General features: G+C 42.3%; 10 protein-coding genes. 3 read left to right on the plus strand and 7 right to left on the minus strand.

Annotated features, from left to right (window positions below; genetic code table 11):
- Positions 1–196 precede the first annotated feature (196 nt).
- The 3 genes from ELZ47_RS06160 (at position 197) to ELZ47_RS06170 (ending at position 4,180) form a co-directional block, all read left to right on the plus strand.
- A complete protein-coding gene (locus ELZ47_RS06160; protein WP_125331080.1) occupies positions 197–634 on the plus strand; it encodes a DUF3284 domain-containing protein in 438 nt (145 codons plus the stop codon).
- Positions 635–717: 83 nt separating this feature from the next.
- Entirely contained in the window at positions 718–2,679 is a 1,962-nt protein-coding gene (locus tag ELZ47_RS06165; RefSeq protein ID WP_125331081.1) for a family 20 glycosylhydrolase, read from the plus strand.
- A gap of 115 nt (positions 2,680–2,794) precedes the next feature.
- Positions 2,795–4,180 carry an MATE family efflux transporter gene (locus tag ELZ47_RS06170; protein ID WP_164549568.1) on the plus strand — a complete coding sequence of 462 codons (1,386 nt, stop codon included), beginning with the start codon at positions 2,795–2,797 and terminating at the stop codon, positions 4,178–4,180.
- 110 nt (positions 4,181–4,290) lie between these two features.
- Here the strand turns inward: ELZ47_RS06170 and ELZ47_RS06175 are convergent, their stop codons facing one another.
- The 7 genes from ELZ47_RS06175 to ELZ47_RS06205 all read right to left on the minus strand — a co-directional run bounded on the left by ELZ47_RS06175 (position 4,291) and on the right by ELZ47_RS06205 (position 15,904).
- Positions 4,291–6,891 (minus strand): PRD domain-containing protein, encoded by a 2,601-nt coding sequence (locus tag ELZ47_RS06175; RefSeq protein ID WP_125331083.1) that lies wholly within the window; start codon positions 6,889–6,891, stop codon positions 4,291–4,293.
- A gap of 238 nt (positions 6,892–7,129) precedes the next feature.
- On the minus strand, positions 7,130–8,389 hold the full coding sequence (locus ELZ47_RS06180) for a dihydrolipoamide acetyltransferase family protein (protein ID WP_126435576.1): 1,260 nt from the start codon (positions 8,387–8,389) through the stop codon (positions 7,130–7,132).
- Between the two features lie 13 nt (positions 8,390–8,402).
- Positions 8,403–9,434, minus strand: coding sequence for an alpha-ketoacid dehydrogenase subunit beta (locus tag ELZ47_RS06185; RefSeq protein ID WP_111675830.1), 1,032 nt, complete (start codon positions 9,432–9,434; stop codon positions 8,403–8,405).
- Positions 9,435–9,452: 18 nt separating this feature from the next.
- Positions 9,453–10,526, minus strand: coding sequence for a thiamine pyrophosphate-dependent dehydrogenase E1 component subunit alpha (locus ELZ47_RS06190; protein ID WP_126435577.1), 1,074 nt, complete (start codon positions 10,524–10,526; stop codon positions 9,453–9,455).
- A 15-nt stretch (positions 10,527–10,541) separates the two neighbouring features.
- Positions 10,542–11,882: a dihydrolipoyl dehydrogenase gene (gene lpdA, locus ELZ47_RS06195; RefSeq protein ID WP_126435578.1), complete on the minus strand. Its 1,341-nt coding sequence runs from the start codon at positions 11,880–11,882 to the stop codon at positions 10,542–10,544.
- Between the two features lie 206 nt (positions 11,883–12,088).
- Positions 12,089–14,332 carry an ATP-dependent Clp protease ATP-binding subunit gene (locus ELZ47_RS06200; protein ID WP_126435579.1) on the minus strand — a complete coding sequence of 748 codons (2,244 nt, stop codon included), beginning with the start codon at positions 14,330–14,332 and terminating at the stop codon, positions 12,089–12,091.
- 228 nt (positions 14,333–14,560) lie between these two features.
- Complete coding sequence (locus ELZ47_RS06205) at positions 14,561–15,904, minus strand: MATE family efflux transporter (RefSeq protein WP_126435580.1); 1,344 nt, start codon at positions 15,902–15,904, stop codon at positions 14,561–14,563.
- Positions 15,905–15,991 lie beyond the last annotated feature (87 nt).

A 15,991-nucleotide genomic window follows, 5' to 3' on the forward strand; every position in this document is an offset into this window, starting at 1 on the left:
TTTACCTCTGGTACTCTGTTATTTTTAAATAGTTCCTTTAATATATTTTAGAACCTATCGTAAAATTAGTGTATAAAAATTAATCGTTTTTTATGATAATGTATAACACAAAGCTAAAGAGTATAAAATTCATTAAAATCCGTCTCTTTTTCCTCAGGGGGTTACTTTCCGCAAGGGCTTATTATATACTTAATTTATGAAGATTATTAGAGAACTCCAAGTCACTTCAGATGAATTTTATGACTTCTTGGAAAGCGAGTTTCTGAATCAAATCAATCAAACTGACAATCAAACAAAAAAGATAGATAGGTTAAAGAAAGGACTTCGTTACTCAAAATTGTCAGACAATGTCTATACCAAGACTGATTATGAGATTCTGGACTATCGTCGCCATGAAACCTACGTCATTCAAATCTCGTCCCACAGTGAAAAAACGATTACTTCCTACAAGACCAAGCCTTGCTCAAAAGGGCTTGAGGTTACGCTAGAACAAGAACAAAATAAATTGACAAAAAATTCAAAAAGCAAGCTCATCAAGTGGATGGGAGAGCTTCTCTACTTTGGTCGCCTTTCGGAAAATCTTTATAAGATTCAAGGGGAAATTGAAAAGGCTAGAAAAGCGAAAACTCAGTAAAAGGCAAATCCGATCCATACCTTCTTTTCTGCTACCAAATTTTTTATGACTCGCAGATATTCAGATAGTTCAAGGAGTAGATCATGAAACAAGGCATCACACCTCAATATTGGAAACAAGAAAACAGCGGTCGCTATTTCACTAAAGAAACTCAAATATTCAGCCCGATTCCTATTTTGAGTGACACTTTACGGGCTCATCCAAGAGCAAGAAATGATGGACAGCTGGCTTTCCCTGCCATTCATTTCGTAGAAGGGATTTCCCGAGAAGTTGGTCAAGAGGTCATGCAGTCCTTTTCACTTGCCTATCCATCCAATCCTGAAGCGCACATCGTAAAGGCTACTGAAGATGGTATTTTCGTTTATGCTTTGTCCCAACGTGGCTTATTTTATGGGGCAATTTCGATTATCCAAATGTTGCAGGATGGCTACTTACCTTATGGTTTGGCCTACGACGAACCCGTCTGTTCTGAGCGTGGACTCAAGGTCTTTTTACCGTCTCGTAAGAATATGGATTTCTTCAAGCAATTTGTGGATATGCTTGCTTTCTTCAAGTACAATACCCTCATGATTGAAATCGGCGGTGCTATGGAATATAAAAAACACCCTGAAATTAACCAGGAGTGGATTAAATATTGTGCTGATATGGCTGAATACTCTGGCAAGACCAAAGAAATCCAAGACTATACCTTCCCTTGGTACAAGAATGCCATTCACATGGAAAATGGTGATGGGGAATTTCTAAGTCAAAATGATGTGAAAGATCTGGTCCTCTACTGTAAGGAACGATTTTTTGAAGTGATTCCTGAGGTTCCCTCTCTTGGCCACTGTGACTACCTGATGCTTGGCCACCCTGAAATCGCAGAAATCCCTGAAGATCCTTATCCGGACACTTACTGCCCATCAAATCCTGCCTCTTATGAACTCCTCTTTGATGTTCTGGATGAAATCATTGAGGTCTTTGAACCTGAAGTCATCAATATCGGACATGATGAATACTATTCAATTGCCATGTGTGAGCGCTGCAAAGGAAAGGCTGGATCAGACATCTTTGCAGAGGATGTTATCAAAATTTATGACTATCTAAAACAGAAAAATGTCCGAACCATGATTTGGGGAGACAAGTTACTTAAAAACGCTATCGTTCCTGATGCAGGGCCTTTTGGTGGAGCAGAAATCGTCATGTACACTCCCCAGTTCAAAAAAGATACAGGCAAAAAAGTTGGCATCATGCCGGCAACCTGGCAGGCTATTAACCAGATTCCCAAAGATGTCGAAATTCTCCATTGGCTCTGGAGTTTGGATGAACAACTGGAAGATGAAGTTTTAGAAGAAGGCTTTAGCATCCGTTATGGTAATTTTGAAGGCTATCTCTTTCCGCATTGGGCTGAGCATTTGAAGAAGGGGAGCAAGGGGGCTATCATCTCCAACTGGAGCACCTTAAATGAGGTAATCCTGCAGAGAAATGTCATTTTCTTTGGCTTGGCCTATGCTTACGAGATGTTTTGGAATCATGACTATCGTGATGAAGACTATGCGACTATCCGTGATAAAACCTTATCTTATCTCTTCCATTACCACTATCCTGATCTTCAAAACCACTCGCGCAGCCTTGAAGCACTGGCGCATCCCAGCTGGATTGAAATTGGCTATGCTACTGACTATTTTGTGGAATACCAATGGTTTGTGGACGGTGTCTTCCCTGAAATGGAAACCTATCAAATCGGAAATATTCTACTAATCTATACTGATCAAACCAAGTTCACTGTTCCCATTATCTTTGGAGAAAACATTGGCAAAACAAGTGTTGACTGGGATCGGTCTACCAATACCAACCCTTTACCTGGTGAACCTATCTATAAAGTAGATGAGCAATTATTTGAAGTCTCGCTTAGAACCAAACCTTATCAAAAAGAGCAGCAAACTTTCTTCGCATTTCCTATTCAAAACCCTTATCCTGAAAAGGAATTGAAGAATGTAGAGGTTGAAACAGAAGCTGACAAAGATTGTCAAATTTTTGTTGATCAAATTGCCTATTATCACTAAACTTGAGGCTTATTTCAAGCTATCAGATAGAAATAGCGAAATTTATGAGGAATCAGAATCATCCAATTCAAAAAAAGCAGAAACTTTCTAGATATCAGGTTACTAGACATACTGATTGCTTATCCTATTTGAAACGAAAGGAGGTGGGAGAGTGAGTGAAAAGAAAACATTTCTGAAACAATTCTTACGTCTCAGTCTACCGTTTTCTCTTCAATTTCTACTAGCCAGCGCTGTCAATCTAGCTGATGTTGTCATGATTGGACAGCTAGGGGAAAAACAAATCGCAGCTGCTGGTGCTGCCAACCAGATTTTCTTTCTCTTGACTATTGTACAGTTTGGTATCGGTAGCGGAGCTTCTGTCTTCATGGCCCAATACTGGGGAGCCCAGCGAATTGCTGATATGAGAAAAACCTTGGGATTAGTCTATATGCTGAGCGGGATCATCTCCGCTTCCTTTACTTTAGTCGCTTTACTTTTTCCCAAGCAACTGATTGGCTTTTATATCCATGATACCGAAGCTATTCAGTTGGGCGCCCAGTACCTATCTATCGTCTCCTGGACCTACCTGATGACAGCTATCACAACCTCCTTGGCCACCATGTGTCGCTGTAGTAACGAAGTTTTCTTACCAACTCTTGCAAGTCTCCTATCCATGGCGACCAATATCATTGGCAATGCCGTCCTTATTTTTGGACTGATTGGATTTCCTAAACTTGGACTGGTTGGTGCTGCTATTGCTACCTTTATTGCTCGATTGCTAGAGCTTTGCTTGTTAGTATTTGGTGTCTATCGAACAAGGATGGCTGGAGCAGCTAGCATAACTGAACTCTTTGCCTTTCACAAAGATTTTATTTATCAATTTTTGAAAAAAACCTTGCCAGTCGTCTTCAATGAAGGCGCCTGGTCGCTCGGAACAACGATTGGCTTGGCCATTATCGGGCTATTAGGTACTGAAGTGGTGGCCTCTACCCAGATTGCTAGCGCCATTGCCCAAATTGGTTTTGTCTTCGTTCGTGGTGCAGGCAATGCCGTAGCTGTTATGCTAGGCAATACCATCGGAGAGAATCAAGTAGAAAAAGCCTTACAAGATGCCAAGCGCTTCTTACTTCTATTACCTCTCATCGGGCTCATCGTCAGCGTCCTACTCATCTGGGCCACGCCCTTAGCCCTGAAACTCTACAACTTAAGCAATCAGACAGAGCAGCTAACCATCTTGATGATTCAGTTAAATGCCCTGTTGTTTATCCCAAAAGCATTTAGTGTTGTTTTAATCGTTGGGATTTTACGTAGCGGAGGCGATACCAACTATGCCTGTCTGCTAGATATTTTACCCGTCTGGCTCTTCAGCATTCCACTTGGCTATGCTCTGGTTAGTCTGCAGGCTCCCATTTGGCTAATCTTTCTTGTGATAAATGGCGAAGACATTCTCAAGCCAATCTGGGGCATCCCTCGTGTCTTCTCAGGGAAATGGCTGCATAATCTTGTACAAGAGCACATGTAAAAAAGCATCTAAATCACAACATTACCACAGAAATCGGAAATGTAAATCCCGACTAAAAAGGTAATGAGAGTTAGGTGCTTTTTATTGGTTTGCGACTCCAACTTACAATTTTATAATTTGCGCAGCATCTGAATTAAAACACTGACCTCTGCGTCATCTACAAGAATCTTAAAGCTTCGCTCCACCGTTCGGATGATTTTCCTAACGTGCTTATAGTCATCAGGGAATTTTTCGATAACACCAGCAATTTCTTTACTGCTCTTCTTCAAGCATTCTCCTGAAAGGGTTCGCTCCACTAGACACGCAATATGAACAAACAAACCTATTGTTTGCTCCTCTGTCAGCTGATAATAAAAATCAAATTCATCTAAAATAGCAGGAAGAATCTTTTTAATCTTAGCTAAGGAAGTATAGACAAATTGCTCTTCTAAAAATTGGTAAACCTTCTCATAATCGTAGCTATTGACAGAGGTCGGTACAAACATCAATAATTTATCTAAGTGCTCCTTGGGCTGCTCAAAAACATCTTTAATGGAAATGAAAGGGATACCCATAATTTGAGGGTCGAAAGTTCCAACAAAAGCATGAACTTGATAGGTCTTTCTTAAGGCCATCACTTCCTCAATCAACATCTCCTTATTAGCAACTGACAAAGCAATGACACGGTAACCCAGCTTTGAATACTGATCAAGATAGTGCTTGAGCTGAAGAGAACCACCTTCGCTGGTATAACAGAGTGTAATGATGATTTTTTCCTGGTCCCTATTTTTATAAAGCTGATTCATTTCCATATGAAAAGCATGAAAGACACTGTCAATATCATTTTCTATCAAACAGCGCCGTGCAATCCCCATGCCAATAATAGTAATGGGAATTTCAAATTCTCTGATTTTAATCAGAGTTTCTTCTCGAATTTTATCCAGCATTTCCTTAATCGAGCCCATATCATAGAGGACAATGACCCCTAAACCTTGGTCTAGTTCCTCAATTTGCTCTTTTAATTTACGATAGCTTTCCTCTAGAGATTCTTCTAATAGAATATCAAAGCCATACACTTGGCTATTTTTAGTCAGCATCTTGGTTGACTCAGCCAAGGACTTGGCAACCCCTTTACCATGCAGAACGTAGAGCAAGATAGGTCGTAGACTATCTTGTTTCTTTTCGGATTCAATAATAAACATGGTTAGGATGACGATTTCATCTATCGGAACAGCTAGTTGAAATCTTGTTTCTAGCTGCCTGGCAAATTTAGAACATTGTGCATACTCTATTGGATAATCCCGAATCACTTTCACAATAGCATCATTATCCAACTGCCGGTTTAACGACCCTTTCTGCTTAAGCATCGCATTGACATGAAGGCTGATGCCGTAATATGCCGTCGAATTAAGCTCTATATTGAGTTCTTTTTGAACAGATAAAACAAAGGCTTGTACCAACTGGATTACTTCAGCAGAAACAATCGTCTCAAGCTGATTAAGATTTTCCAACTCATCCTCTTTCTTAACAAAAGGTTTGTATTCAATATAGCTTTGAATATAGTTTCTTACTGCCTCAAAAATATCATCCTGCTCAATGCCTCTTTCTGATAACTGAGAATATTCTGATTTAATTTTGTTATATAAATCATCCGACTCTTGCTCTGGAAAATCCAGCAATCCCAACTCCTTATCATAAATCAACACCTTACGTTTGCCAATCAATTCATCGATTTTAACTACATTATGACTACCTAAATGCCGAATTCCTTGATAAGGAATAGGCAAATCGTCATTACTAAGTGTTAAATCTTTTAGCTCCGACCTCAGACTTCTTACAAAAGCATTGGCACAAGCAGTTCGAACTGCATATTCTAATTCTTTTATATTGCTAATATTCGCTGATAGGATGAAGGAATGAATGACATCACGCGGCACTTGAATATCATGGGCAGAATTCTTTGATTCGATAGCTAAAAAGTAATTTAGTAACTCTAGCTTTTCACTAATCGGTCGATTCGGATAAGAAGGCAGCTGGATTACAACAGGAAGTTTATTGGATAAATGTTCAGATAGCTTAGCGCTACTTCCGATAATTACCAAACCTTTCTTCTGACGTCTCTTTTGTTCCCCTTCTCTGTGATTCAGCCAGGAAATCAATCTATTTTGATCCGCCGAAGATAAAACTTGTATGTTATCTATAAATAAAATTCCTTCTGCTACTTTCTCAAATACAGACTTCGTTGCCTCTGAGCCAAATAACAACTTCAGCAAATCATCGAGAACATCAATATAGTCTAAGCAGTTAATTTTTTCAAACAACTGAGGTTTACTAATCGCTTGATTTTGAATGGCAAACTCCATCATTTTATTAACGAAGTGAGTTCTACCAGCACCGACCTCGGATAAAATGAGTACTGGAAGGGCATAATTTGGGTATAAAATAGCTGCCTGTGCTAACTGGATGGCTGTTCGCAAACTGCCATTTTCACCTATAATGCTTGGAAAATCCAAAGGATTTTCCACAAATACCTCTTTTAATTGGTATTGAACTGGCCGTGTATTTCCTTTAACGAGTAGCCCTTCTTTTACCAATTGATTCAAGATAGTGCTCACATTTGAGCGTTGCATTCCTAAAGCAGCAGCAATTACTTTCGTTTCAAGACCTTGCTTATTATTCTTTAGTAATTCTTGTTCTAGATATTCTAAGACTAGTGTTTTGGCAACCTTCATATTCTACCTCACTGATATTTTTCTCCCATTATCGTCATTCAATTTATCTTATACCGCAGCTTTATCCAACCACTTAGAGCCTTAGAGCTTACTCCCTATCATCCTGTCATTTCCTTATCAAACCTTTATAAATTTGAAGCAAGAGGATGACAGAATACATAAAGGCCAACTGTTAATGAGTGATATAAACAGCTGGCCTTTTCATTTTCACTTAGGAATGATTGTCCCTATTCATTTATCAGAAAACCAAGTCGTAAGGAGATTCCAACTTGTCCGCTAGACTGGCTAGAAACTCCGCTGCAGGCTGACCATCTACGACTTGATGGTCAAAAGTCAGGCTGAGCGGCAGGAATTTCTGCTCATAGACCTGTCCTTGGCTATCAAGAGCCAGCGCCGTTTGCAGGGCACCAACTCCTAAAATGGCCACTTCTGGAGTATTTAGGATAGGAGTGAAATATTCAATGCCTGCTGCCCCGAGATTGGTAATACTGAAGGTTGAACCTGAGTAAAGAGCTGGATCTAAAGTGCCTTTACGAGCTTGGGTGGCCTCTGTTTTGATAGCTAAGCCCAAGTCAGCCAGCGTTAGCTTATCCACGTGTCGGATAACCGGCACCACTAGACCATCACTAAGCGCAGTCGCAATCCCGATATGAATATCTTCTACTTCCTGATACTGACCATTGAAATACCAAGCGTTGAGCTGAGGGTGATCTTTCAATGCCTTGGCAACTGCCTTTGTCAGCAGGGTCGTGATGCTGATTTCACCATTTTCTAGCGGAGAAGCTACCTTATCCTTCATATCCTGTCTAAAGGCTATCAGCTTGCTGATATCAACCTTACGGTGCAAGGTCACCTGAGCCGATGTCTGGAGACTGGTCATCATCCGCTCCGCAATAGACTTACGCATGCCTGTCAATCCTGCGCCATAGTCAGCCTGACTAGCCGGCTGAAGGATCGCAGAGCTATTTTCAGGTGTTTGGTTTGGAAGCGCCTCTGGTTTATAGTTTTCCACATCCCGTCGGGTAATGCGGCCCTTGCCTCCCGTTCCTGAAATCATGGAAATATCATATCCTTTTTCCTTAGCAATCTTGCGGGCCAGCGGAGTGATAAAAATACGTCCCTGTTCACTTTTTCCAACAGCGTTGGAACTTGCTGCCACAGTTTTTTCAGCTAGCTCTGGCTCTGAATCAACTGCTCCCTTATCACTTTCTGATTTATTCGCAGAGACTTCTTCCGTCTCCATACCTGGAATAGATTCTCCTGCTTCACCAATCCATGCAATTACTTTCTTGCACGGGACAGTATCGCCCGCCTGACTGATAATTTTCAAAATCACTCCTGCGCTTGGCGCCTCTACATCGCTGGTCAATTTTTCAGAACTGATTTCCAAGACAGGCTGACCAGCAGCTACGGTGTCGCCTTCCTTGACCAGCCAGTTATTTATCAGACCTTCGGTCATTGTTAAGCCTAGCTTAGGCATTACAATTTCTGTAGCCATACTTGCCTCCCTTCTATCTCTTCAGATCGTCAATCAATTCTGCAGCAACAGTCAGAACCTTATCAGCATTAGGGATATAGAGCTGTTCCAAATTCACCGCAAATGGTACTGGCACATTTGGCGCACAGACGCATTTCACTGGACCGTCCAGATAGTCAAAGCATTTGTCTGTCACTGCTGCTGCGATATCCGTCGCTGTGTTATTGTGAGGGTTTGATTCATCAACGATAATCAGCCGTCCAGTTTTCTTGACTGATTCAAAGACTGTCTCCTCATCCCAAGGAGCTACCGTTCTCAAGTCAATGACTTCAACCGAAATACCATCTTTTTCCAAGCGATCCGCTACTTCATAAGCTACATAGAGCATTTTACCGATAGTGACAATAGTAAGATCAGTTCCCTCACGGCGGACAGCAGCCTTTCCAATTGGAACTGTATAATATTCCTCTGGCACCTCTCCCTTGATACCATAGAGGGTCTTATCTTCTGAATAAATGACGATATTATCATCTTCAATAGAAGCCAGCAGTAAGCCCTTAGCATCGTAAGGTGTTGCCGGAACGACCACCTTAATGCCGGGAATGGATCCGAAGAGACCGTAATAAGAACCCGAGTGCTGAGCTGCTGCCGAAGCTCCTGCCCCGTGCATGGTGCGCATTGTCATCGGAACCTTGGCCTTACCACCAAACATATAGCGCATTTTTGAGCCCTGCCCCAGAATGGCATCAAAGCAGAAACCGATAAAGTCATTGAACATCAGCTCCGGTACTGGACGCAAGCCAGTCAGAGCCATTCCAACAGAAGCTGACACGTATCCGTGCTCTGAAATCGGAGTATCAATCACCCGCTCTCGGCCATATTTTGGCATGAGTCCCTTGGTCACACCCATTACACCGCCCCAAGCATCTTCGTTTTCTTCTTCCAAGTGCTTGATTGTTACACCGCCAGCAATATCTTCTCCCAGAAGGATTACGGTGTCATCTTTTGCCATTGCCTGATCCAGCGCTTCATTGATTGCTTTCATAAATAACAGTTGTCTAGCCATTTGATCAACCTCCTTCTATCAATCAGCAAATACATCTTCCAGCAGAGACTCGGAACGAGGAATAGGACTGTCTTGAGCAAATTTGATAGCTTCTTCCACATCCTTTCTAGACTCCTCTAATATGGCATCAAGTTCCTCTTCAGTCAAGAGGCCATGCTCGATAGCGTAGTCACGGAAGACGTCCAGAGCATCCACATCAGCCCAGTCTTTTTCTTCACCTTCCAAAGCCTTATACTTCTGCTCATCCCCTTCAAAGTGACCATGATCGCGATATGTTACAGCTTCAATTAAGGTAGGCCCTTCACCTCTACGAGCCCGCTCTACAGCTTCCTTGGCTACTTGGTAGACAGCGAATAAATCCTTACCATTAACCCGAACGCCGGGCATATTATAAGCAGCCGCTCTCTCAGCAATGGTGCCAGACGCTGAAGAATACCATTGCGGTGTCGATTCTGCAAAGAAGTTGTTTTCATTGACAAAGATAACTGGCAGTTTCCAAATTGATGCCATATTGAGACATTCGTGGAAATTCCCTTCATTGGCCGCACCATCACCGAAGAAGCAGACAGCTACACTGTCGGTTTTCAAGTACTTGTTGCGCATAGCTGCACCGGTAGCTAGACCAAAGCCTCCACCAACCATACCATTGGCGCCGAGGATTCCCTTGTCCAAATCGGCAATGTGCATAGATCCGCCTTTTCCTTTTCCAAGTCCAGTCTCCTTGCCAAAAATTTCTGCCATCATGCCCTTTAAATCACCGCCCTTAGCAACACAGTGACCGTGTCCCCGGTGGGTACTGGTAATATAGTCCTGGTCTGTCAGGTTAGCACAGACACCCGTAGCAATCGCTTCCTCTCCGGCATAAAGGTGAACAAAGCCAGGAATCTGTCCTGCTGCAAAGAAACGCCGAGTATTTTCCTCAAAATTACGGATATCCCACATGGTTTTATACATGGTCTTGGCTTTTTCTTTGGAAATCTGCTCCACCTCAACTTCGGTAGCATCATGGACTTTTAAATCGACTAGCTCCGATACAGCCCCTTGGCTTCTTGTTTTGGTCAATCGTTGTGGTAAATCTTTATAATGTGACATATTTTTACCTCCTCATTAATCGTCCTGAACGAGTCTTTTGGCGACTTCTTGTATAAGTTCTGATGTAGTCGGATGAGCGAAAACTGTTTCAAGAACTTGATCCAACGTTGCTTCAGCCTGCCTCAGCAAAATCAAATTCTGTAGAAGATCCGTACCGTGCGGACCAACGATGACAGCACCTAGTAGAAGATGGTATTGCTTTTCTGAAATTAGCTTGACATACCCCTCCGTCTCACCTATAGCGATAGCCCGCCCGTTATAAGAGAAAGGCAGCTGATCGACCAGAACATCATAGCCGGCCTGCTCAGCCTCTTCCTTGCTGAGACCAAAAGAAGCCACTTCAGGATTGGTGTAGAGTGAACGGGGAACACCCAGCGGATCAACTGCTTCTTCAGCTCTTCGACAGATAGCTCTTACAGCCTTTATCCCTTCTGCACTGGCTACGTGAGCCAGCATATAAGATTCCAAGAGATCACCGATAGCATAAACATGCTCTTTGGATGTTTCGTAGTATTGATCTACCTTGACAAAATTCCGCTCTGTCAAGGCTAATCCCATATCCTTTGCTAACTCTAGATTTGGTTTACGGCCAGTAGCGACTAAAAGATGGTCGAAAGCAACCTGCTCGTTCTCAAGTAAGACAGAATTAGCAGTTACTCCCTTTATCTGAGCTCCCTGATAAATCATCACCCCCATTTTCTTTAGTTTCTTTTGAATCACACGTCGCGCTTCTGCTTCTTCAGTCAAAAGAATTTCCGGCGCAACCTCAATAACAGTGACAGCGACACCCAGAGGAGCCATAGCGAAAGCTAGCTCAATTGCGATAACGCCACCTCCAATAATGACTAACTTCTCAGGAAGCTCCCTCAAGTCAAAAAACGTATCCGTCGTTAGATAGTCAACCTGTTCCAATCCCTTGATAGGAGGCACAAAAGGATAACTGCCAGTAGCCAAAATCACATCTTTGCCACTGATTTCTTTACCATTGACGGAGAAAGTTCGGTCTTTGACAAACTTGGCCTGCCCTTGGATATATTCAATACCTAAAGACTTAAAGCTAGCATGAATTCCAGATTGCAAACTGGCAATAACCTGATTCTTTCGGTCTACCAATTTCTCAAAATCAATCCTTTCAAGCTTGCTCTCAATGCCATAACGCCTAGCCTCCTCCATTGTCAGCAACCAATGACCGTGCTGGAGATAAGCCTTAGACGGTATACATCCCACATTCAGGCAGGTTCCGCCGATAGACTTCTTTTCTACCACGGCCACCTTCTTGCCCAAACGAGCTGCTTCTTCAGCAGCCACATAACCACCCGGTCCAGCACCGATAATCAAAACATCATAAACAGACAAAACTCTCCTCCTTTCATAAAATGCAAAGGGTGCTCCAACAATCAAAATGATTGCTGTCGGCTATAGATACAAAAAGCATCTCATTATTTTACGTATACCTAAGACTCATTTCAAAATCTCAGGATAGAGTCTGCTCAGAAACCATGAACCCCCTTTCTTTGTTTTTCTTTGTATATACATAGTAAGCGCTTACTTTTAGAAGAAACTTATACCAAATAATTAAAATCCAGTTGCCCATCCTTCAAACCGACTTGAACTGTCATTTCAGTTGTTTCCTTATTTTCGACCAAATAACGAGCCAAAGGCGTTTCTAGATAGCGCATAATGCTTCTTTGAATAGGACGGGCACCAAACTCCGGTTGGTAACCTTTCTGGGCTAAAAAAGCGTAAACTTCTTCGCTCAGATGAAGCTGAATCTTCTGATGTTCCAACCTTTCCTGAAGTTGCCGAACCACAATTTTTACGATATTGATCATATCTTCCGCCCTCAGAGGGTTGAAAATAACCGTCTCGTCAATTCGATTTAAAAACTCTGGTCTAAAGCTATGTTGCAGCAGGGACAGAACTTCTTCCTGCGTTTCAGCAGTCAGTCCCTGTTCACTTTTGAGACTTTCCAAAATCTGCTGGGAGCCAATATTGCTTGTCATAATCAAAATAGTATTTTTAAAGTCAATAGTACGCCCTTTAGAGTCTGTCAAGCGTCCTTCGTCCAATACTTGCAGCAGGGTGTTAAATACATCCGGATGGGCTTTCTCAATCTCATCCAGCAAGACAATCGAATAAAGCCTTCTACGAACAGCTTCTGTCAGCTGTCCTCCCTCTTCAAATCCTACGTAGCCTGGTGGCGGACCAACTAAACGAGCAACGGCATGTTTTTCCATGTATTCAGACATATCCAGTCGAACCATTTCCAGCTCATTGCCAAACAGCCGCTCAGCGAGGGCTTTAGCCAGAGCAGTCTTACCGACTCCAGTTGGCCCCAGAAAGAGGAATGAACCAATAGGACGCTTTGGATTTTGAATTCCTGCTCTCGAGCGCAAAATCGCCTCCGAAACCTTTTGAACAGCTTGGTCTTGTCCTACAATTCTCTGGCGCAGGAGCTTGTCTAGATTTAGCAGGTGTTCGCGCTCATTGTCCATGATTCCCTGCACTTTGATTCCCGTTATACGTTCTACGATACTGGCTATATCCTCACGACTGACGTCTGGTCGTTCAGTTTCCGCTTGAGCTAGCTGGATTTTCTTGACAGCACAAGCCTCATCAATCAAGTCCAGTGCCTTATCAGGTAAATAACGATCTGACAGATAACGAATTGAAAGACTAATCGCTGCCTGCAGAGCTTCATCCGTCAGGGAAACTCCGTGAAAGTCCTGGTAATTCTGCCGCAGTCCTTGCAGAATTGTCAATGCCTTATCTTGATCAGGCTCCTCAATGCGAATCCGCTGGAAACGCCCCTCCAAAGCTTGATCTAGCTCGAAGCTCTCTCGATAGGCAGCAAAAGTCGTTGTGCCGATGATATTAATCTGTCCTTGAGCCAAGAGCGGCTTTAAAAGATTGCCTGCATCAAGAGAGCCCTCTGTCCGACCTGCTGTCACGATTTGGTGGATATCCTCAATATAAAGAATAATCTTCCCCTTAGCAGCCAGCACCTCATCCAAAACAGCCTTGAAGCGCTCTTCAAACTCTCCTCTATATTTAGTTCCGGCAATCAGTCCGCCTAGATTTAACTTAAAAACTTCCTTGCCCAGTAAATGTTCCGGAACATCATCTGCAAGTAATCTTCCAACAAACCCCTCTACCACTTTGGATTTTCCAACGCCTGGAAAACCTAGGAGAATGGCATTGCTTTTCTCTTTCCTACACAGCACACGGATAATATCGTCAATTTCGTCATTTCGACCAATTACCTGTCTATCGGTCTGGTCAGCCAACCATTGATTAAAGTTAGTCGCATATTTGCTCAGGGCTTGATAGCGACTCTCCTGACTTGGAGAGATTGCTCGTTTGCCTTGGCGAACCTTATTCAACTTTGCCGCAACTAGCTCCTTATCAATTCCTGCCTGCTTCAAAAAGACAGTTATCGGATTTCGCTGTTGCTGAAATAGACTAAGAATCAGGTGCTCTACTGTTACCACCTCATCCCTCAGTTCCGCCCTCTCAGCATCTGCATCATCCAAAAGATTCTTGAGACGTTGACTATACTGACGTCCGTAGCGGCTCGTGTCCGTATGTGAAAACACAGGAATCTTGGCTAGTTCCTGATTGATGACACTGATAAATTCATTAATATCAAGATCCAGACTGGTATAGAATTCCAAGGCAAAAGCCTGAGGCTGGGTCAGCACTGTCCATACATGCGGAATGTCCACTTGATAATTGTGTTTTTGAATAGCTAATTCCTTTGCAGCATTTAGTACTTCTTGCAAAAGATGGGTATAGTGTTCAGTCATATAGTTCCCTCGCTTTTCTACTGAAAACCAAAGACAACTGTAAACAATATTCTAAAAATTAACCTATTTTAACAAAAACTTGACTTGATAATCTTATGTCTATTATATCATTTTCACAATCAATATACTAGAAAATATGTAAGCGTTTTACCGTTTTAATCTAATTTTAATAAAAGTTTGTGAAAAAAAATAACACTAGCTTATCCTAAAAGGACAAGCCAGCGCTCTTTAAGTTATGATATTTTTAGTCAAACGATTAAGCCGCCACTGAAAAAGAATGCCGCTCATCACCAAGCTAGCGATAAGTCCAATCCAATATCCGTAAGGGCCCAAGCTGGTAAAATGATCTAAGAAGAGACCCAGGGGCAGCGAAACTCCCCAATAAGCAATCAAACCCAAGTAAAATGGTACCTGAGTATCCTTATAGCCCCGAAGAATGCCCTGTAAAGGAGCTGCAAAAGTATCTGCTAACTGGAAAAAGAGGCTGTAAGTCAGAAAAACGGACGTCATACGGATAAACTCGGCATCAGAACCATAGAGAGCAGCCACTCGATCACGTAAAATATAGAGAAAGAGAAAGGTAAATCCAGCAATTCCCAAAGCCGTCAGCCGCCCAAGTTTACAGAATTTCCTAACATCGTCAGGATGATTGGCTCCAATTTCATAAGAAACGATGATGGACATAGAGGTTGAAATGCTCATAGGAAAGGCATACATTAAGTTTGAAAAATTCATGGCCGCCTGATGGCTAGCAATGATTAGTGACGAAAACTTAGCCATGACCAGGCCAACAACCGAGAAAATCACGACTTCAGCAAAAAACGTTCCTCCGATAGGCAGACCAAGTCGAATGCCTTCGATTAAGCCCTTTTTATCTAGCGGTCGAATCTTCCACAGCTCATAGGCTCTGATTTTGGGATGTTTGACTGCTACTAACAAGGATATGAGGAGCAAAACCCAATAAGCCAAAGAAGTCCCAAGTCCAGCTCCAGCTCCGCCCATTTCTGGAAATCCAAATGCTCCGTAGATTAGGGCATAATTGAAAGAGCCATTCAAAGGTAAGAGTAAGAGCATAAGATACATGGAAAGTTTGGTCAATCCAAGAGCATCAAACAGAGAACGGATGGTGCTAAATAGCAAAAGAGGAATAATGCCGAGCGCCAGATACCAAAGATAGTTCTTAGCTACTTCTTCTACTAAAGGCTCTAGGCTAAGGTGAGACAAAACCAGAGGAGCGCCCACAAATACCAAAGCAAATAAAATTAGCGATAACCCCAAAGAAAGATAAATAAACTGATAAAAATCAGAAGCAATCTTTCCTTTTTTTCCCTGCCCTAAATGATGCCCAATTATGGGTACCAAGGCCGAAACAATCCCTATCAGCAGGTCGAAAAATGGAATCCAAAGACTAGTTGCCATGGAAACACCAGCCAGATGCAAAGTGTTATACTGACCAGTCATAGTCGTATCGACAAAAGATGCTGAAAAATTGGCCAGTTGGTAGATCAAAATTGGCAAAAAAATAGAAATAAAGAGCCGCATCCGCTGCTGTAAATTATGAGTTTGGTGCATAGAAATCCCTCAAAAACTTTTTCTACCCAAGTAAAATCAATGAGCTTAGATTTTTAAAATATCAACTATCTTTACTATACTATAAGC

Origin of the sequence: Streptococcus sanguinis (genome assembly GCF_900635155.1) — a bacterium.
Lineage (GTDB): Bacteria > Bacillota > Bacilli > Lactobacillales > Streptococcaceae > Streptococcus > Streptococcus sanguinis_G.

Coding starts and splice junctions, on each gene's coding strand:
- ELZ47_RS06180 (WP_126435576.1), bottom strand. CDS start 8,389: ATGGCTACAGAAATTGTAATGCCTAAGCTAGGCTTAACAATGACCGAA.
- ELZ47_RS06185 (WP_111675830.1), bottom strand. CDS start 9,434: ATGGCTAGACAACTGTTATTTATGAAAGCAATCAATGAAGCGCTGGAT.
- ELZ47_RS06200 (WP_126435579.1), bottom strand. CDS start 14,332: ATGACTGAACACTATACCCATCTTTTGCAAGAAGTACTAAATGCTGCA.
- ELZ47_RS06175 (WP_125331083.1), bottom strand. CDS start 6,891: ATGAAGGTTGCCAAAACACTAGTCTTAGAATATCTAGAACAAGAATTA.
- ELZ47_RS06190 (WP_126435577.1), bottom strand. CDS start 10,526: ATGTCACATTATAAAGATTTACCACAACGATTGACCAAAACAAGAAGC.
- ELZ47_RS06165 (WP_125331081.1), top strand. CDS start 718: ATGAAACAAGGCATCACACCTCAATATTGGAAACAAGAAAACAGCGGT.
- ELZ47_RS06160 (WP_125331080.1), top strand. CDS start 197: ATGAAGATTATTAGAGAACTCCAAGTCACTTCAGATGAATTTTATGAC.
- ELZ47_RS06205 (WP_126435580.1), bottom strand. CDS start 15,904: ATGCACCAAACTCATAATTTACAGCAGCGGATGCGGCTCTTTATTTCT.